Origin of the sequence: Streptomyces sp. NBC_00285, from assembly GCF_036174265.1 — a bacterium.
Classification (GTDB): domain Bacteria; phylum Actinomycetota; class Actinomycetes; order Streptomycetales; family Streptomycetaceae; genus Streptomyces.
In genome coordinates, this window is sequence record NZ_CP108055.1 from 4,574,190 (window position 1) to 4,592,338 (window position 18,149).

The window sequence follows — 18,149 nt, forward strand, 5'->3', positions numbered from 1 at the left end:
CGTGGTCTCCCCCCATGTCCTGCCCCCGTCATGGCCGCCGGGGCGGACCGCACCTGTGCGCGGTCCGCCCCGGCGGGCGTCGTCAGCGCAGGGTCACTGGTTGACGGAGATCGACTGCGAGGCCTGCGACTCGGCGGCCGACCACGCGGAGTGGTCGTTGACGGCCGCGGACTGGTTGTCGGCGTGGACGTTCGCGATGTGCTTGGTGACGTTGGTCGTCCGGTTGAAGCTGAACTTCAGCTTGCCCAGGGCCTCCCGGCCCGGCAGCAGCTCCGCGGACTCGGTGTCGAGCTCGTGCATGTCCATGCTCATGATGGATGTCCTTTCAGGTGGTGACGACGGCTGTGGAGGTGGTGCGCGGGAGCTACTGGTTGACGCTGATGGCCTGCGAGGCGCCGGAGCTGGCCACGGACGACACGGAGTGGTCGTTGAGGGCCAGGGACGAGTTGTGCGCCTCGACGTTCGCGACGTGCTTGGTCACGTTGGTCGTCCGGTTGAAGCTGAACTTCAGCTTGCCCAGGGCCTCCCGGCCCGGCAGCAGCTCCGCGGACTCGGCCTCGAGCTCGTGCATGTCCATCATGATCAAGTCCCCCTCAGGGATGGGCAATTCCGGTCGGACCGAGTCAGGTTCCCCCCGCACTCTGTCCAACTTGGTCGGACGTGCTGTCCAACGAGATTGGACACTAGGGCCTCGCGGGGCCGTCGCGCAACCCGTTCGGGGAATCACCCTTTCGATGCGGGGTGGGGCCGCCCGTAGAATCGGCCCCGACATGGACGGTTCCGCCGAGCGGCAAGCAGGAAGTGACCCACCCGTGGCCAACGCACTCCAGCAGTTGATCCGTGAGCGCCTGGACCGCAAGGGCTGGTCCTACGGCGATGTGGCGCGCCGCGGTGGCATCCCGCGCTCCACCGTCCACCACCTGGCGACCGCCGAGCGCGTCGTCCGCATGCCCCAGTCGACCACCCTGGAGGGCCTGTCCAAGGGACTGGAACTCCCGTTGGACACCGTGCGCCGCTCCGCCGCCGAGGCCTGCGGCATCCACGTGTACGGCACCCCGGCCGGCCAGGACTCCGAGGGCGCCGCCCGCCCGGCCGACCCCGAGGTGGATCTGCTGATCGCCAGCGTCCAGCAACTCTCGGCCGACGACCGCCGCCACGTCGCCGCCCTCGTGGAGTCCCTCCTGGACCGCTCCACGCCCCCCGCACCGAAGAAGTGACCCCGGGCCGCGGAGCAGAGGCCCGGCCGTCAACCGGCCGCACCGCTACCCGCAGGCCCCGCCCCGACAGAACCCACCACCCGAGCTCCGCCCCCACCCGGCGCAACCCGTTCCAGGACCACGCCCAGGGCCCCGCTCAAGATCCGGCGCGAGACCGCGCCCCCGGCCAAGGAAGTGACCGTCCGGAAGCCGGTCCCGGCGCTCCGCGACCGCGGATGTTCACTCTTCCGTGCAGTCGGAAAAAGAATTCGACTGCGCCCGAAAGTGCCGGTCCTGCCCGCTAGTCTCTCGTCCTGCCCGAGGAGCGAGAGACGCACGACCCCGGGCTCCCAGGGGGGAATGTGTTGTTCGTGCATGGCGGTCCGGCCACGGTCGTGGTCCGTGGACCTGCCGGTGAGTCGGTCGTTCTGCTCTCCGGTGAACTGCCCGACGTACTGACCGACGAGTCAGTTACCGAACTCATGGAACTGGCCGCCGCCGTCCTGGACGCGGACGAGCTGCCCCTCTTCCACACCTGTCTGAGAACACTGCGCCGCGACGGCTTGCGCGCGGGCCGCCGGATTCAGATCGACGGTGCGGTACTGACCGTGTACGAGGGGTGACGGCCCACGGGTGGAGAACCACCACGTGGGCGCGAAAGTGCCCGGAGCCGGACTTGAACCGGCACGCCCGCGAAGGGGCAGCGAGGTTTAAGCTCGCCGTGTCTGCATTCCACCATCCGGGCAGGTCATGGGCTCCGCGTTTGAAGTTCCGAGCCTATCGGGACGCATCCTTCCAACAGCGGGCGGGCGGACCGATGTTGTCTTATTTTATTGATGTCTGAGGGTGCATCAGACCATGGAACAGGCCATCCGCACTTGCCAATAGCCTTGCGCGGGGCACCCGGCCACGCATGCGGAATGACGGAATTTCACCGTCCGAACGAGGACGCTCCACCTGTTCTCTGCACGGGCCCCGATCAGGGCCCCCGTCATCCCCAGGTATGACGGCGAGCCGTGCTGTCCGTCCGAAGTCTGCCCCCGGAACCAGGACTGCGGCTGACTACACGGCAGGGACCGGACAGCACGATGGGAGACGTCCTTCAACGATGTCGTCCCGCTAGGAGTTCCATCCTGTGACCACCACACCAGTCGCCGGCCGTGCCACCGCCGTGGCCGCACGCGCCACGGATCTGTCGAAGATCTACGGACAGGGCGAGACCCAGGTGGTCGCCCTGGACCGGGTCACCTTCGAGTTCCGGCAGGCCGAGTTCACCGCGATCATGGGCCCCTCCGGCTCCGGCAAGTCCACCCTGATGCACTGCGTGGCCGGCCTGGACACCTTCTCCTCCGGTTCGGTCCGGATCGGTGAGACCGAGCTGGGCTCGTTGAAGGACAGGCAGCTGACCAAGCTGCGGCGGGACAAGATCGGTTTCATCTTCCAGGCGTTCAACCTGCTGCCGACGTTGACGGCCCTGGAGAACATCACGCTCCCGATGGACATCGCCGGCCGCAAGCCTGACAAGGAGTGGTTGGATTCGGTCATCCGGATGGTCGGCCTGCGGGACCGTCTCAGTCACCGCCCCTCGCAGCTCTCCGGCGGTCAGCAGCAGCGCGTCGCCGTGGCCCGGGCACTGGCCTCCAAGCCCGAGATCATCTTCGGTGACGAGCCGACCGGAAACCTCGACTCGCGCGCCGGTGCCGAGATCCTGGGCTTCCTGCGCAACTCCGTACGGGAGTTGGGGCAGACGGTGGTCATGGTGACCCACGACCCGGTGGCCGCGGCCTACGCGGACCGGGTGGTGTTCCTCGCGGACGGCCGGATCGTGGACGAGATGTACAAGCCCACCGCCGACAACGTGCTCGACTTCCTGAAGCGGTTCGACGCGAAGGGCCGTACCTCCTGATGTTCCGCACCGCCCTGCGCAACGTGTTCGCGCACAAGGCCAGACTGCTGATGACCGTGCTCGCCGTGATGCTCGGCGTGGCGTTCGTGTCCGGCACGCTGGTCTTCACCAACACCATCTCCGAGGCCTACCAGAAGAGTTCGGCCAAGGGCTTCGGCCAGGTCGACGTGGCCGTCACCGCCAAGTCCGAGGAGGACAAGGGCAACACGATCGGCAAGAGCCACAAGCTGACGCAGGCTCTGCTGGACCGGAGCGCCGAGGTGCCGGGCGCGGCCAAGGCGATCGGCGTCGTCAGCGGCTTCACCGCCATCGCCGACAAGGACGGCAAGCTCATCGGCGGCGGATTCCAGTCGCAGGGCGGCAACTACTCGGGCACCGAGGACCCCCGGTACCCGCTGGCGAAGGGCTCGGCGCCGCACGGCGCGAACCAGGTCGCGATCGACTCCGAGACGGCGAAGCGGACCGGCTACAAGATCGGCGACACCGTGCGCCTCTCGGTCGACGGCCCGGTCCTGAAGCCCACCGTCACCGGCATCTTCACCACCGACGACGGCAATGTCGCGGCCGGCGGCAGCCTCGCGCTGTTCGACACGGCCACCGCCCAGAAGCTGTTCGGCAAGCCGGGAACGTACGACGAGATCGACGTGAAGGCAGCCGCCGGCACCTCCCAGAGCGCGTTGCAGGCCGCTCTGCTCAAGGCGCTCCCCGCCGACCGGGTGGAGACCACGACCGGCAAGGAACTCGCCGACTCCCAGGCGAAGTTGATTTCCTCGCAGATGAGCGGGATGAAGCAGGGCCTGCTGGTCTTCGCGGGCATCGCGCTGTTCGTCGGCACCTTCATCATCACCAACACCTTCACCATGCTGGTCGCCCAGCGCACCAGGGAACTCGCGCTGCTGCGGGCGGTCGGCGCGTCCCGCAGGCAGGTCACCCGGTCGGTACTGGCCGAGGCGTTCCTGGTCGGTCTGGTGGCCGCCGTGACGGGCCTGGTCGCCGGTATCGGCATCGGGGCCGGACTGCGCTCGCTGATGGGCTCGCTCGGCGCCACCGTCCCGGACGGGCCGCTCGTCATCACGCCGGGCACCATCGGCGCGGCCCTCGCGGTCGGCGTCCTGATCACCATGCTCGCGGCCTGGCTGCCGGGCCGCAGAGCGGCGAAGATCCCGCCGGTCGCCGCGATGAGCAGCCTGCACGCGAAGGCGACCACCAAGTCGCTGGTGCTGCGCAACACGCTGGGCGCGCTGTTCAGCGGCGCGGGTGTCGCCGTCGTCCTCGCGGCGACGACGATGGAGGGCTCCGACGGTCAGGCCCCCATGGGCATGGGCGCGGTCCTGCTGATCATCGGCGTCTTCATCCTCACCCCGCTCCTCTCCCGCCCGCTGATCGCGGCGGCGGCCCCGGCCATGCGCGTGTTCGGCATCTCGGGGAAGCTGGCCCGTCAGAACTCGGTGCGCAACCCGCGCCGTACGGCCGCCACCGCCTCCGCGCTGATGATCGGCCTCACCCTGATCACCGGGATGACGGTGATGGCGGGCAGCCTCCAGAAGTCGATCGACAAGATGGCGACGTCGGCGATCAGGGCGGACTACGTCGTCTCCATGGCGAACGGCAACGAGCTCTCGCCGGACGTCGAGAAGAAGCTGCGGAACGTCGCCGACGTCACCGCGGTGAGCCCGCTGCGCAACGCGGTCGCCCGCATCGACGGCGATACCGAGTACCTGACCGGCGTGAACGGCTCGGCCATCGGCGCTCTGACCGACCTGAAGGTCGACGACGGCGCGTTCGAGGTCGGCGGCACCAAGGTGGTCGTGGACAAGGACAGGGCCAAGTCCTTCGGCTGGAGGGCGGGTTCGACCTTCACCGCCCACTACGAGGACGGCAAGGCGCAGAAGCTCACGGTCTCCGGGGTCTACGAGGGCAACGAGCTGATCAGCGGCATCATGCTCGACACCGCGACGGTCTCACCGCACCTGACCGACGTGACCGACATGCAGGTCATGCTGAAGACGTCGGGCGGTGTCTCCGACGCCACGAAGGACAGGCTGGAGAAGGCCCTCGGCTCCAACCCGGCCATCAAGGTCCAGGACAAGAAGGACCTGTCCGACTCCATCGCGCAGATGTTCACGCTGATGCTGAACATGCTCTACGGCCTGCTCGCCATGGCGGTGATCGTCGCCGTTCTCGGGGTCGTCAACACCCTGGCGATGTCGGTCTTCGAGCGCTCCCAGGAGATCGGCATGCTCCGCGCGATCGGCCTGGACCGCAAGGGCATCAAGCGGATGGTCCGTCTGGAGTCCCTGGTCATCTCGCTCTTCGGCGGGGTGCTCGGCATCGGTCTGGGCGTGTTCTTCGGCTGGGCGGCCGGTGAGCTCCTCGGCACGAAGATGCCGACGTACGAACTCGTCGTGCCCTGGGCCAGGATGGCGGTCTTCCTTCTCCTGGCGGCGACGGTGGGCATCCTCGCGGCGCTGTGGCCGGCCCGCAGGGCGGCCCGGATGAACATGCTGGCCGCCATCAAGGCGGAGTAGCCGTACGGCGGTCGGGGCCCGTTGCCGGTCAACGGGCCCCTTTTCGCTGCTCAGTTCCAGGTGCGGGCGCGCAACGGCAGCCCGGAGGCGCCGGACTCGGGAGCTCTGACGGCGAGGACCTGGTTGACGCCGATGCGGTTGCGTTCGAAGGCGAGGGCGCAGGCGGCCATGTACAGCAGCCAGACCCGGGCCCGGCCGGCCCCGGCGAGCCGCGCCGCACGCGTCCACTCGCCCTCCAGGTTGGTGACCCAGCCGCGCAGGGTGAGGGCGTAGTGCTCACGGATCGACTCGACGTCCCGCACCTCGAACCCGGCGCGCTCCAGTTGGGTGACGGTGGTGCCGAGGGGGGCGAGTTCGCCGTCGGGGAAGACGTAGGCGTCGATGAACCCGTCGAGGGTGTACGCCGATTCGTCGCGGTGCGGGCGCCTGGCGATCTGGTGGTTGAGCAGCCGCCCACCCGGCTGGAGCAGCTTCAGCAGGTCCTCGGCGTACTCCAAGTACCGTTCGGCGCCGACGTGTTCGGCCATACCGATGGAGGAGATCGCGTCGTACGGCCCGTCGGCGACGTCCCGGTAGTCCTGCACCCGGATCTCGATCCGGTCGGTGAGCCCTTCCTCGGCGACGCGCTTGCGGGCGTAGGCCGCCTGCTCGTGGGAGAGGGTGACGCCGACGACGCTCGCGCCGTACTCGCGGGCGGCGTGGACGGCCATCGAGCCCCAGCCGCAGCCGACGTCGAGGAGCCTGTGTCCGGGCCGGAGTCCGAGCTTGCGGCAGACGAGGTCGAGCTTGTCGCGCTGGGCGCGCTCCAGGGTGCCGTCGGGCCCGGGGGCCTCCCAGTAGGCGCAGGAGTACACCATCGACGGCCCGAGGACGAGCTCGTAGAAGTCGTTGCCGACGTCGTAGTGGTGGCTGATGGCGCGTCTGTCGGAGCGCTTGGTGTGCAGATGACGGCGCGGCCTGCGGACCTCCTCGGGAGGCGGGGCGGGCGGCAGCGGCGGTCCGGCGAGGGCGACGAGCCCGCGTACGGCGGCCCGGACCTCGGGGTCACGCAGCGCCTGGCGGAGACCGCGGGCGTCCTCGCCGCGCTCCCACACCAGCCCCGAGATCAGTCCGAGGGCGGTGTACAGGTCCCCTTCGATGCCCAGGTCCCCCGCCACCCACGCCCGCGCGAGTCCCAGCTCACCCGGCTTCCACAGCAGCCGGCGTACGGCCCGCCGGTTGCGCACGACCAGCACGGGCGCGTTCGGGGGCCCGGCCTCCGACCCGTCCCAGGCGCGGACCCGCACCGGTAGCGGTACTCCCAGCAGCTTTTCGAAGAGTTCTCTGAGCCGCTGCGCGACATCTGCCATGGCGCACACCTCCGTGACGAGGATTCCGGTTTTGTCCACCTGGTCAAACATCGACACGGCGGGGTGCAGTCCCGGTACCCGGTCACGCCTGGGCAAAAAAGATGCCGTAGCCACACATGCCTGTCGGGTCGCGGAACGCCGAAGGACCTCCCGCACCACGGATGGCGGGAGGTCCTTCGGGGTGGATCAGCGACCGGAACCGGTCAGGAGGCCTTCGCCTCGGTCTTCTTCGGCTCGGCGGCGGGCACGGGGCGCGCGGCCTCGTAGAACTCCTCGCGCGGGTGCTCCATCGCGCCGAGGGAGACGACCTCGCGCTTGAGGAACATACCGAGGGTCCAGTCGGCGAAGACGCGGACCTTGCGGTTCCAGGTCGGCATGGCCAGACCGTGGTAGCCACGGTGCATGTACCAGGCGAGACGGCCCTTGACCTTGATCTTCATCTTGCCCATGACGATCATCGCGACGCCCTTGTGCAGGCCGAGACCCGCGACAGCGCCCTTGTTGCCGTGGCTGTACTCCTTCTGCGGGAAGCCCCGCAGACCGGAGATCACGTTGTCACCGAGGACGCGCGCCTGACGCAGGGCGTGCTGGGCGTTCGGCGGGCACCAGGCGTTCTCGTTGCCGGCCTTGCGGCCGACGAGGTCCGGGACCTGGGCGTTGTCGCCGGCGGCCCAGATGTAGTCGGTGCCCTGCACCTGGAGCGTGGCCTGGGTGTCCACGTGGCCGCGCGGGCCCAGCGGGAGGCCGTAGCGGGACAGGACCGGGTTCGGCTTGACGCCGGCGGTCCACACGATGGTGCTGGAGTCGACCTCCAGGCCGTTCTTGAGCACCACGTGGCCGTCGACGCAGGAGTCCATCGAGGTGGAGAGGTAGATCTCCACGCCGCGGCTCTCCAGGTGCTCCTTGCCGTACTGGCCCAGCTTGGGGCCGACCTCCGGCAGGATCTTGTCGGCGGCGTCGACGAGGATGAACCGCATGTCCTCGCGCGAGACGTTGGTGTAGTACTTGGCCGCGTCGCGGGCCATGTCCTCGACCTCGCCGATGGTCTCGGCGCCCGCGAAGCCACCGCCGACGAAGACGAAGGTGAGCGCCTTGCGGCGGATCTCCTCGTCCTTCGTGGAGTCGGCCTTGTCGAGCTGCTCGAGGACGTGGTTGCGCAGGCCGATGGCCTCCTCGACACCCTTCATACCGATGCCCTGCTCGGCGAGGCCGGGGATCGGGAAGGTGCGGGAGACCGCGCCGAGCGCGATCACCAGGTAGTCGAAGGGCAGCTCGTACGCCTCGCCGACCAGCGGGGCGATCGTGGCGACCTTGCGGTCCTGGTCGATGGTGGTGACCCGGCCGGTGAGGACCTCCGCCTTGGGCAGCACGCGTCGCAACGGGACGACGACATGGCGCGGGGAGATGTTGCCGGCGGCGGTTTCGGGAAGGAAGGGCTGGTAGGTCATGTACGACCGGGGGTCGACGACCGTGACGGTCGCCTCGCCGTAGCGCATCTTCTTGAGGATGCGCCGAGCTGCGTACAGGCCTACGTACCCACCGCCTACTACGAGGATCCTGGGACGCTCCGTGGTGCTCATGGCATCGAGTATCCACCCGCCCCAGGGGGGTCGCTCGTGCGCCCCTTCACAAGCTCTTGCAGAGGGTGTGTTATCCTCCGCGACTCGCGTGATCCAGGTCATGGCGCGAAGTGGGAACCACGGTGTACGGATCACCGTTGTCAATGCCGCGTGAGCTGCCCCTCCGTGCCGAAGACCCCCCGCCGGAGACTCTCGCAGCCCCCTCACGCACTCCTCGCGCGAGGTCCGCATCCCACCGTTTTGAACGTGTTCACAGGGGTGTCGGGCCCCCGGAAGGGCCAACCGGACCACATTCCTCGTCCGACGGAGCCCAATTCCTTGTGAAGAACTTCACGAACTTTCTCGGCGGCACGAGAACGAGGGGCCCGGAAGGACCCCTCGGACCCGCTCATACGTTGTTCTCCCTGCTCAGGGGAGGGCAACAGCAGGGGCCAGGCAACGGACCACGCGATGCCGTCGAGGAGTTCCCACGAACGAAACACGACCCATCCCGGCCGCGTGTACACACATGTGCGTACACTGACGTCATGACCGAGGACACCGTGACCATACGGGAAGCCCGCGCCCATCTCGCGGAGCGCATCAACCTGGCCGAGGAAGGCACCCCGACGGTCATCACTCGCAACGGCACTCCGGTGGCTGCCGTGGTGCCGATCGCGGACTTCGAAGCCCTGGAAGAGGCGGCCGACGTCATGTTGGCCCGAGAGGCCGAAGCGGTCCTGGCCGCGAACGGCCCCACCGTGACCATGGCCGAGCTGCTGGCAGATCTGTTCACCGAGCACGGTGAAGGCGCCGCGTGAAGTACGCCTTCCGGTTCACCACGGCGGCGCAGCGGCAGCTCCGGGCCATCAGTCGATTCGACGCCATGCGCATCCTGACCGCGCTGACCGCACTCGGTGACGACCCGTATCGCGAGGACGCCGACGTCAAGAAGCTCACCGGCCCGTCGGGGCTCTACCGGCTGCGGGTCGGAAGCTACCGGGTCGCCTACCAGATCAACGATGGCGAACTCGTCATCCTCGTCGTCAAGGTGGGCGACCGGCGGGACGTGTACCGCAACCTGTAGGCGGTCAGGCCAAAGACCACGCGATGCCGTCGAGGATGTCGTGCTCGCTCACGACGACCTCCTCGGCGCCGATCCGCTCCATGATCGACAGCAGTACGAGAGCCCCCGCGCCGATGACGTCCACGCGCCCCGGATGCATCGCCGGATGTGCCGCGCGCTGTTCATGGGTGGCCTTGAGGAGGGCGTCGCTGATGCCCTTCACTCGATCGCGGCCGATCCGTGAGTGGTGGATCCTCGCGGAGTCGTACTCGTCCAGTCCCAGCGCGATCGCCGCGACGGTCGTGACCGAGCCGGCCAGTCCGACCAAGGTGCGCGCCTCGCGCAGCGGCACGGTCTCCTCGGCCAGGTCGAGAGCGGCCTCGATGTCGGCGCGCATCGCCGCGATCTGCTCCGCGGTGGGCGGGTCGGTGATCTTCCCGTCCAAGACCAGGTGCCGCTCGGTCATCCGCACACAGCCCACGTCCACGGAACGTGCGGCGCGCACATGGTCGTCGCCCACGACGAACTCCGTCGAACCGCCCCCGATGTCCACGACCAGGTACGGCCTGGCGAGGTGGTCGCTGCCGGTGAGCTCCTTGGTCGCCCCGGTGAAGGAGAACCCGGCCTCCTGGTCGCCGGAGATGACCTCGGGCTCGACCCCGAGGATGTCGATGACCCCACGGACGAACTCGTCCCGGTTCTCGGCGTCCCGGGAGGCCGAGGTGGCCACGAACCGCAGCCGCTCGGCGCCGAGCTCCTTGATGACCGCCGCGTACTCCCGGCACGCGGCGAAGGTCCGCTCCAGCGCCTCGGGGGCGAGCCGGCCGGTCCGGTCGACGCCCTGGCCGAGCCGCACGATGGTCATCCGCCGGTCCAGGTCGACGAGCTCACCCGTCCGCGGGTCGGCGTCGGCGACGAGAAGCCGGATGGAGTTCGTACCGCAGTCGACGGCGGCGACGCGGGTCATCGGGTCTCCTCCTCGGCCGAGGCCGACGTCACGCACGGCCCCTTCGCCCACCACTGCGGCAGCATCGCGATCGCCTCGTCGCCCAGCGGGTTGACCCCCGGGCCCGCGGCCAGCGAGTGTCCCACCAGGACGTGCAGGCACTTCACCCGGTCCGGCATGCCGCCCGCGCTCGGGAAGCCCTCCAGGACCTCGATGGCGTCGCGGCGCGCGATGTAGTCCTCGTGCGCGGCCCGGTAGGCCGCCGCGAGCTCAGGGTCGGTCTGCAGCCGCTCCGTCATCTCCTTCATGACGCCGTTCGCCTCAAGGGTGCCGATCGCCGAGGCGGCGCGCGGGCACGTCAGGTAGTACGTCGTCGGGAAGGGCGTGCCGTCGGGGAGGCGCGGGGCCGTCTCCACCACGTCCGGCTGTCCGCAGGGGCAGCGGTGCGCGATCGCCCGCAGTCCGCGCGGCGGCCGTCCGAGCTGCTGCTTGAAGGCCTCGACATCCGCGTCGGTCGGCTCGGTGCGGGGGGTGGAGGGCGGGGGCGTTTCCATGCCTGTCTTTCTACGGGGCTACGGGGCTACGGGGCTGTGGGTCCGTGGGTCTGTGGATCTGTGGGTTCAGCGGTCGGAGGCGTCGGACTTGTCGACGCCGTCCCAGACGTTGGTGTACCAGGGCCGGTCGGCCGCGCCGAGGTCGGTGCGGGACTGCTTGGCCGCGTCCGGGTCGACGACGATGAAGCCCGTCTCCCCCGGCATCACGTAGTGCAGCCGCTGCCGGATCTGCTGCTCCGCGTACGCGTCGTCCTGCCAGCGTGCCTTGAGGTCGCGCAGCTTCTCGACCCGCGCGGCGGCCTGCGCCTGCTCCCGCTGGAGGTCGGCGATCTCAGCGCGCTGGGAGACGTACTGCCTTATCGGGTACGCCAGCGCCACCACCAGCGTGCACAGCACGAGGGCCAGCAGCGCGGCCCGGCCGGTCAGCCGGGAACGGCGCGCCTGCCGTTTCGTCTGGGAGCGGTAGACGCGGGCCGCCGTCTGTTCGCCGAGCAGCTTGATCCTGGTCGTGGTGGAGAACCGGTCCCGGTCCTTCACGGCCATGTCCCGCCTCCCCTTCTACGTGCGTACGTCCCCGCACACGGTACGGGACCGGGTACGGGGACGTACGTACGACTGGCTATGGGGCTGTGCCTTGACCCGGGTCGGGTCAGCCCTTGCTGTGCCCGTGGTCCGCGCAGCGGACGTGGGGAAGGCTCAGCCCTTGAAGCGGGGGAAGGCGCTGCGGCCGGCGTAGACCGCCGCGTCGTCGAGGATCTCCTCGATGCGCAGCAGCTGGTTGTACTTGGCGACGCGGTCCGAGCGGGCCGGGGCGCCGGTCTTGATCTGACCGCAGTTCACGGCGACGGCGAGGTCGGCGATGGTGACGTCCTCGGTCTCGCCGGAACGGTGGGACATCATGCACTTGAAGCCGTTGCGCTGGGCCATCTCGACGGCGTCCAGGGTCTCGGTCAGCGAGCCGATCTGGTTCACCTTGACGAGCAGGGCGTTGGCGGAGCCCTCCTCGATGCCGCGGGCGAGGCGCTCCGGGTTGGTGACGAAGAGGTCGTCGCCGACGATCTGGACCTTGTCGCCCAGCTTCGCGGTGATGACGTTCCAGCCGGCCCAGTCGTCCTCGTACAGCGGGTCCTCGATGGAGACCAGCGGGTACGCGGCGACGAGCTCCTCGTAGTACTCGGTCATCTCGGCGGCCGAGCGGGACTTGCCCTCGAACTCGTACTTGCCGTCCTTGTAGAACTCGGACGCGGCGACGTCGAGCGCGAGGCCGATCTGCTCGCCGGGGATGTAACCGGCCTGCTTGATGGCCTCGACGATGAGGTCGAGCGCGGCGCGGTTCGACTCCAGGTTCGGGGCGAAGCCGCCCTCGTCGCCCAGGCCGGTGGACAGGCCCTTGGTCTTCAGCACCTTCTTGAGGGTGTGGTAGACCTCGGCGCCCCAGCGCAGCGCCTCGGAGAAGGACTCCGCGCCGATCGGGGCGATCATGAACTCCTGGATGTCCACGTTCGAGTCGGCGTGCGAGCCGCCGTTCAGGATGTTCATCATCGGCACCGGCAGCAGGTGCGCGTTCGGGCCGCCCAGGTAGCGGAAGAGGGGGAGGTCGCTGGCCTCGGAGGCGGCGTGGGCGACGGCGAGGGAGACGCCGAGGATGGCGTTGGCGCCGAGCGAGCCCTTGTTGTCGGTGGCGTCCAGGTCGAACATCGCCTGGTCGATCAGGCGCTGCTCGGTGGCGTCGTAGCCGACGAGCTCCGGGCCGATCTGCTCGATGACCGCGAGGACGGCCTTCTCGACGCCCTTGCCGAAGTAGCGGTTGGGGTCACCGTCACGCAGCTCGATGGCCTCGAAGGCACCCGTGGAGGCGCCGGACGGAACGGCGGCACGACCCGTGCTGCCGTCGTCGAGGCCGACCTCGACCTCGACGGTGGGGTTCCCTCGCGAGTCGAGGATTTCCCGGGCTACGACGACGTCGATGGACGGCACGAGCATCTCCTTCTTGGATGTGACACGGTCCGCCAGGACCGCGGTGGGTTCTGCGAGACCGAGCCTAACCGGCTCCGGGGGATCAGCCACCGTGTGGACCGCCCCCTGGACAGAACCGAGGGTAAATTGTTTCTGAACTGAACAAAGACACTCCCGGAAACCGGGCAGAAAAAAGCCCCGCCCCGGTGCGTACGGGGGAACACGCACCGGAGCGGGGAGCCCGTGGGGACGGGGGGCCCTCACGACGCCTTCATCCTTGAGGACACGGCTGTGAGGGCACTGTGGTTCAGCTACGAGCACCCCTTGTTACTTGAGGTGCAGCTGCTGACCCGGGTAGATGAAGTCGGCGTCGGTGACGATGTCCTTGTTCAGCTTGAACACCTTCTGCCAGCCGCCCTTGACCTTGTGCTTCTCGGCGATCGAGCTGAGGGTGTCGCCCTTGACGACCTTGTACTCGCCGTCACCCTTCTTGACCTTCTTGCCGGTCGGTGTGGTGACGGTCTTCTTCTTGGCGGCCGGACGCTCGGACGAACGCGAGGCGCTCTGCTCGTCGGACGAACGGGTGCTCGTGTTCGAGGAGCCGGCAGAGGAGTTGCCGGAGGAGGACGAGCTGCTGCCGCCGCTGTAGGAGGCGCCGGACAGGCCCACACCACAGCTCGGCCAGGCGCCCTTGCCCTGGGAGGCGAGAACCTTCTCGGCGACGGCTATCTGCTGCGACTTGCTGGCCTGGTTGGCGGTGGAGGCGTACGCCGTGCCGCCGTACGCGGCCCAGGTGGAGGCCGAGAACTGCAGGCCGCCGTAGTAACCGTTGCCGGTGTTGATGGACCAGTTGCCGCCGGACTCGCACTGGGCGACGGTGTCCCACTCGGAGGCGGTGGCGGCGGAGGCGGTGCCCGCCGCCATCAGCGGGGCGGCGATGGCGACACCGGTGACACCGGCGAGCGCGGCGACGCGGGTGGCCTTGGAAGGACGACGGTGCTTGCCCTGACCGGAAAACAGCATGGTGGATCCCCTCACCGACGCCTGCGAGGTGAGCTGTCGGGTTCGGGCCGGTTGAGTTGCCCGGCCGCGCACCTCCCGGTGCACGACTTAACCCCAAGCCGGTCCAGCGTGAACTGCTGGGCCCGGCACTTACCTTGGGTCCCCCGCTCCTGCCTACGGCGCTTTACGCGACGACTGTTCCCGTTCGGCCACTGGCAGGATTCGGCGTTGCGACCGACGGGGCTCGGGTTGCCGAGCGGTCACGACCGTAGACACGCGCCCGGCGGAATTTCAAAGACGATCAGGGCTTCTGAGACTCATCCCACACTTTCACCAAAGTGGACATTCAGTGGCGAAGTATGACGCGAACTCCCGTTGTTTTTCTGGACTTTTCAGCCCTATTCAGCCCCTGTGTCTAGCGTCTGACCGGCGGCGATGTCGCTCGGGTCGGAGCCGATGCGGTCCTTGTTCTCGGCATAGAGGGCACGCCATCCGCCGTCGAGGCCAAGGGAGTCGGCGATGGAGGCGAGGGAGTCGCCTTCCTGGACGGTGTAGGTCTGTGCGGCATGGCGACCCGCGACGGCGGGCGCGCTCTTCGTCGCGACCTCGCCGGCGCTGTCGCCGCGGTGCTTGCCGGAGCCGAGGGAGCCGACGTCGACGAGGGCCGAAGCGCCGCCCTGCTGCCACGACTTGTCCGCTTCGTCTTCTTCCGGGCTCACAACGGGCGAGCCGCTGGAAGGCTGCGCACTCTCCGCGGCGGATCCGTCGGATCCATCCGATCCGGAAGGACTGGATTTGCCCGACTTGCCGGAATCGTCATCACCGCTGGACGAAGAGGTCGACGGCGAAGGCGTCGCGGCTGATCCGTCCAGCGAGTCGAGCAGACCGGAAGAGTCCTCGGAGTCCGACGCGTTGGAATCAGACGAACCGGATGAACCGGATGATTGCGATGAACCCGACGCTGAGGCCGAGGGCGTTCCGCTCCCCACACCCGTGTCGACGTCGGCCGCGCTCGAGTCCTTGCTGAGCCCGGCGAGCAGGCCGCAGGTCGGCCACGCGGCGATGCCCTGGTCGTCGAGGAGCTTCTCGGCCACGGCTATCTGCTGGTTGCGGCTGGCCTGGTCCGCGGTCTCGGCGTACGAGAGGCCGCCGTACTTCTCCCAGTTCGTCTGGGACATCTGCAGGCCGCCGTAGTAGCCGTTGCCGTCGTTCGCGCTCCAGGAGCCGCCGCTCTCGCACTCCGCGACGTGATCCCAGGTGGTGCCGGTCGCAGCGCTCGCCCCGGTCGCTCCGAGCAGTGGGATCGCAATGGCTGATCCCGTCACACCGGCTGCCACGAGGAGAGCCGGAGCCTGACGGGGGCGACGGTGACGACCGTTCCCGGAGAGCATGGAGGGACCTTTCCCGAGGGAGCAGAAACGCGCGCGGAGCTCCACGAGAGCACCGCGCTGGTCCGTGAACGTATAGGGGTTCGATCACTTGTCACAAGTTAATGCCGCGTAGATCACGTGAAGATCACAGACTTGAGTGCGTGTCATGTTTAAGCGGCCCTTCACCGGGCCAGCCCGGACGTCTCGGTCGATTACGGCACGGGCGTGAACTCCACGGGCAAAGTGCGTAGTCCGCGCATGATGAGTCCGCCGCGCCAGCGCAAATCAGCTGAATCCACCGCGAGTTGCAGGTCGGGGAGGCGGGTGAGGAGCGTCGCGAGCGCGGTCTGCCCTTCCAGTCGGGCGAGCGGGGCACCGAGGCAGTAGTGGATGCCGTGGCCGTAACCGAGGTGCTGATTGTCACGGCGGGAGAGATCGAGGACATCGGGGTCGGCGAACCGCTCCGGATCCCGGTCCGCGGCGGCGAGTACCACCAGCACGGGGTCACCTGCCGCGATGTCCTGTCCGCCGATCCGCAGCGCCTGGGTGGCGAACCGCCAGGTGGCCAGCTCGACCGGGCCGTCGTACCGGAGGAGCTCCTCCACGCCGGTCTCCAGAAGCCCTCTCTCCTGAGCCGCCAGAGACGCCTGGAGCCGGTTTCGCTGTTCGGGGTGGGTGAGAAGGGCGTGGACCCCGTTGCCGATGAGGTTCACGGTGGTCTCGAAACCTGCGAACAGGAGGATGAAGGCCATGGCAGCGGCCTCGTTCTCGGTCAGGTGCTCGCCGTGGTCGGAGGCGCGGATGAGCCCTGAGATGAGGTCCTCGCCGGGAGTCGGTTCGGCGGGCAGCGCTTCCCGCTTGCGGTGGATGAGTTCGGCGAGATAGCCGCGCATCTTCTTCACGGCCCGCGCAACCCCGCCCCGCGGGCCTCCCCCGTGGCGGATCATCATGCCCGCCCAGTCCCGGAAGTCGTCCTGGTCCTCGCGGGGGACGCCGAGCAGGTCGCAGATCGCGTAGATGGGGAGTGGGAAGGCGAACTCGTGGATGAGGTCGGCGGACCCCTTCTCCGCGAACTCGTCGATGAGACGGTCGGTCAACTCCTGCACCCGCGACTCGAACTCGGCGACCCTCCTGGGCGTGAACGCCTTGCTGACGAGCCGTCGCAGGCGGGTGTGGTCCGGCGGGTCGATGTTCAGCAGATGCGTCATCAGCTCCGCCTTGCGCTCCCCCGGGATACCGGTCTTGCCCTTGGCGTGCTCGGGCTCGTCGTGATGCGCCGGGTTCTTGCTGAGCCGCGGGTCGGCGAGCGCCTGCTTGGCATCGGCGTACCGGGTGACCAGCCATGCCTCCACCCCGCTGGGGAGGCGGGTCCGGTGCACGGGAGCATGCTCACGGAGCCAGGCGTAGGCGGGGTAGGGGTCGGTGGCGAACTCCCAGGAGAACAGCTCGGGGGTGGGGGTTGTGGGGGTGGAGGGCGCCGCTGGAGTGGGGCTCGCGGGGACGGGGGTTGCGGACGCCTGAGTCGCGGGGGTGGTCGTCTCGGGGGTGGGGCTCGCGGCGGCGGGAGTCGCGGGAGCCGGAGTCTCAGGGGTTGGGCTCGTGGGGGTGGGAGTCGCGGGGGTGGCGGCGGGCTGGTCGGTCACGCCTCGACCGTATCCGGCGTGGTCATCCGGCGTGGTGCGGTGTCTCGGCCTCCCGGATCGCGTCCCGGTACGCCCGCGCCGCCGCGCGCAGGGCCGCCTCCGGGTCGATGCCCTCCGTCTCGGCGCGGGCGGCCAGGGCGAGGAGTTCGTAGCCGATGCCCCCGGTGTCCGGGAGCGGGACCTCCAGGCCGGCCGTGCGGACACGGGAGGTGAGCTTGGCGGCGAGGGCCAGGCCCGGCTGGCCGAGGGGGACGCCGTCGGTCACGGAGGTGCGCTGTTTCTCCGTCGCCTTGGTACGCAGCCAGTGCGCCTTGACCTCCTCCGGTGTCGTCGCCGTCTCGTCGCCGAAGACATGCGGGTGGCGGTGGATGAGCTTGGTGACGATGCCGCCGGCGACGTCGTCGACGGAGAACGGGGCGTCCGGGTCGTCCTCGGCGATACGGGCGTGGAAGACGACCTGGAGCAGGACGTCCCCGAGTTCCTCTCGGAGTTCGTCGCGGTCGCCCTCCTCGATGGCCTCGACGAGTTCGTACGCCTCCTCGATGCCGTACTTCGCAAGGCCCTTGTGGGTCTGCTGGGAGGACCAGGGGCACTCGGCGCGGATGCGGTCCATGACCTGGACGAGGTCGAGGAGCCGGGCGCCCGGTAGGTCGTAGGAGGCGGGGAGCAGCTCCAGGTCGGGCATCTGTGTGCGTCCGGAACCGGCGAGGCGGGCCAGACCGTCCGTGAGGGCCGGCTCGCCCTCGCCCGTGGCCACGACGACCACCGTGTGACCGCCCGCGCAGGCGCCGACCAGTTCCTCGGTGGTCGGGGACGTCTCGTCGACCCGTATGCCCGCCTCGCGCAGATACGGCAGCTGGGGGTGGGCCCCGTCCGCACAGAGAACACGGTCGGCGGCGTGCAGCGCCTGCCAGGCGGGCCAGGACAGCAGGCCCGGGGCTACCCGGTGGCTGGTGGTGAGCAGGACGATGCGGCCGGGGGCGGACGCCGTGTCGGGGTCCTGGTGGGGGGCGGGCTCGAAGCCGGTTGCGTTCACGATTCGAAGCTAACGCACGCCGCCGACGGGGAGATCGG

Annotated in this window: 18 protein-coding genes, 1 tRNA gene and 1 riboswitch; of the genes, 6 read left to right on the forward strand and 13 right to left on the reverse strand. The window is 69.0% G+C overall.

Annotated features, from left to right (window positions below; all coding sequences use genetic code 11):
• Nucleotides 1-93 precede the first annotated feature (93 nt).
• Both OHT57_RS21015 and OHT57_RS21020 read right to left on the reverse strand, forming a co-directional pair.
• Nucleotides 94-312, reverse strand: a complete 219-nt coding sequence (locus OHT57_RS21015; protein ID WP_328748003.1) for a hypothetical protein — start codon at nt 310-312, stop codon at nt 94-96.
• A gap of 52 nt (nt 313-364) precedes the next feature.
• Nucleotides 365-580: a hypothetical protein gene (locus tag OHT57_RS21020; protein ID WP_328748004.1), complete on the reverse strand. Its 216-nt coding sequence runs from the start codon at nt 578-580 to the stop codon at nt 365-367.
• 232 nt (nt 581-812) lie between these two features.
• Between OHT57_RS21020 and OHT57_RS21025 the strand changes: the two genes are divergently transcribed.
• Both OHT57_RS21025 and OHT57_RS21030 read left to right on the forward strand, forming a co-directional pair.
• Complete coding sequence (locus OHT57_RS21025) at nt 813-1,217, forward strand: helix-turn-helix domain-containing protein (protein WP_328748005.1); 405 nt, start codon at nt 813-815, stop codon at nt 1,215-1,217.
• Between the two features lie 341 nt (nt 1,218-1,558).
• Entirely contained in the window at nt 1,559-1,819 is a 261-nt protein-coding gene (locus OHT57_RS21030) for a hypothetical protein (protein WP_328748006.1), read from the forward strand.
• A 38-nt stretch (nt 1,820-1,857) separates the two neighbouring features.
• On the opposite strand, the gene OHT57_RS21035 is transcribed toward OHT57_RS21030, so the two are convergent.
• Nucleotides 1,858-1,941: transfer RNA gene (locus tag OHT57_RS21035), tRNA-Leu, on the reverse strand.
• 390 nt (nt 1,942-2,331) lie between these two features.
• Between OHT57_RS21035 and OHT57_RS21040 the strand changes: the two genes are divergently transcribed.
• Together OHT57_RS21040 and OHT57_RS21045 are read left to right on the forward strand one after the other, a co-directional pair.
• Nucleotides 2,332-3,102: an ABC transporter ATP-binding protein gene (locus tag OHT57_RS21040; protein WP_328748007.1), complete on the forward strand. Its 771-nt coding sequence runs from the start codon at nt 2,332-2,334 to the stop codon at nt 3,100-3,102.
• Entirely contained in the window at nt 3,102-5,630 is a 2,529-nt protein-coding gene (locus tag OHT57_RS21045; protein WP_328748008.1) for an ABC transporter permease, read from the forward strand. The genes OHT57_RS21040 and OHT57_RS21045 overlap by 1 nt, the downstream gene beginning before the upstream one ends.
• A gap of 50 nt (nt 5,631-5,680) precedes the next feature.
• Here OHT57_RS21045 and OHT57_RS21050 read toward each other — a convergent pair whose 3' ends face one another.
• Both OHT57_RS21050 and OHT57_RS21055 read right to left on the reverse strand, forming a co-directional pair.
• Entirely contained in the window at nt 5,681-6,979 is a 1,299-nt protein-coding gene (locus OHT57_RS21050) for a class I SAM-dependent methyltransferase (RefSeq protein WP_328748009.1), read from the reverse strand.
• 203 nt (nt 6,980-7,182) lie between these two features.
• Complete coding sequence (locus tag OHT57_RS21055; RefSeq protein ID WP_328748010.1) at nt 7,183-8,559, reverse strand: NAD(P)/FAD-dependent oxidoreductase; 1,377 nt, start codon at nt 8,557-8,559, stop codon at nt 7,183-7,185.
• 527 nt (nt 8,560-9,086) lie between these two features.
• Between OHT57_RS21055 and OHT57_RS21060 the strand changes: the two genes are divergently transcribed.
• Nucleotides 9,087-9,359 carry a type II toxin-antitoxin system Phd/YefM family antitoxin gene (locus OHT57_RS21060; RefSeq protein WP_328748011.1) on the forward strand — a complete coding sequence of 91 codons (273 nt, stop codon included), beginning with the start codon at nt 9,087-9,089 and terminating at the stop codon, nt 9,357-9,359.
• Complete coding sequence (locus OHT57_RS21065; RefSeq protein WP_328748012.1) at nt 9,356-9,625, forward strand: type II toxin-antitoxin system RelE family toxin; 270 nt, start codon at nt 9,356-9,358, stop codon at nt 9,623-9,625. Before OHT57_RS21060 ends, OHT57_RS21065 begins: the two co-directional genes overlap by 4 nt.
• 4 nt (nt 9,626-9,629) lie before the next feature.
• Here the strand turns inward: OHT57_RS21065 and OHT57_RS21070 are convergent, their stop codons facing one another.
• The 8 genes from OHT57_RS21070 to OHT57_RS21105 form a co-directional block, all read right to left on the reverse strand.
• Complete coding sequence (locus OHT57_RS21070; protein ID WP_328748013.1) at nt 9,630-10,571, reverse strand: Ppx/GppA phosphatase family protein; 942 nt, start codon at nt 10,569-10,571, stop codon at nt 9,630-9,632.
• Entirely contained in the window at nt 10,568-11,104 is a 537-nt protein-coding gene (locus OHT57_RS21075) for a DUF501 domain-containing protein (RefSeq protein WP_328748014.1), read from the reverse strand. Before OHT57_RS21075 ends, OHT57_RS21070 begins: the two co-directional genes overlap by 4 nt.
• 66 nt (nt 11,105-11,170) lie before the next feature.
• The gene (locus OHT57_RS21080; protein ID WP_328748015.1) at nt 11,171-11,647 is read right to left on the reverse strand and encodes an FtsB family cell division protein; all 477 of its coding nucleotides are present in this window, start codon (nt 11,645-11,647) and stop codon (nt 11,171-11,173) included.
• Between the two features lie 153 nt (nt 11,648-11,800).
• Entirely contained in the window at nt 11,801-13,081 is a 1,281-nt protein-coding gene (gene eno, locus OHT57_RS21085; protein ID WP_443053468.1) for a phosphopyruvate hydratase, read from the reverse strand.
• A 306-nt stretch (nt 13,082-13,387) separates the two neighbouring features.
• Complete coding sequence (locus tag OHT57_RS21090; RefSeq protein ID WP_328748017.1) at nt 13,388-14,083, reverse strand: transglycosylase family protein; 696 nt, start codon at nt 14,081-14,083, stop codon at nt 13,388-13,390.
• Between the two features lie 3 nt (nt 14,084-14,086).
• Nucleotides 14,087-14,254, reverse strand: a riboswitch (cyclic di-AMP (ydaO/yuaA leader).
• A gap of 206 nt (nt 14,255-14,460) precedes the next feature.
• Entirely contained in the window at nt 14,461-15,453 is a 993-nt protein-coding gene (locus OHT57_RS21095) for a LysM peptidoglycan-binding domain-containing protein (protein WP_328748018.1), read from the reverse strand.
• Between the two features lie 191 nt (nt 15,454-15,644).
• The gene (locus OHT57_RS21100; protein ID WP_328753272.1) at nt 15,645-16,877 is read right to left on the reverse strand and encodes a cytochrome P450 family protein; all 1,233 of its coding nucleotides are present in this window, start codon (nt 16,875-16,877) and stop codon (nt 15,645-15,647) included.
• Nucleotides 16,878-17,097: 220 nt separating this feature from the next.
• Nucleotides 17,098-18,111 carry a nucleoside triphosphate pyrophosphohydrolase gene (locus OHT57_RS21105; protein ID WP_328748019.1) on the reverse strand — a complete coding sequence of 338 codons (1,014 nt, stop codon included), beginning with the start codon at nt 18,109-18,111 and terminating at the stop codon, nt 17,098-17,100.
• Between the last annotated feature and the right edge of the window lie 38 nt (nt 18,112-18,149).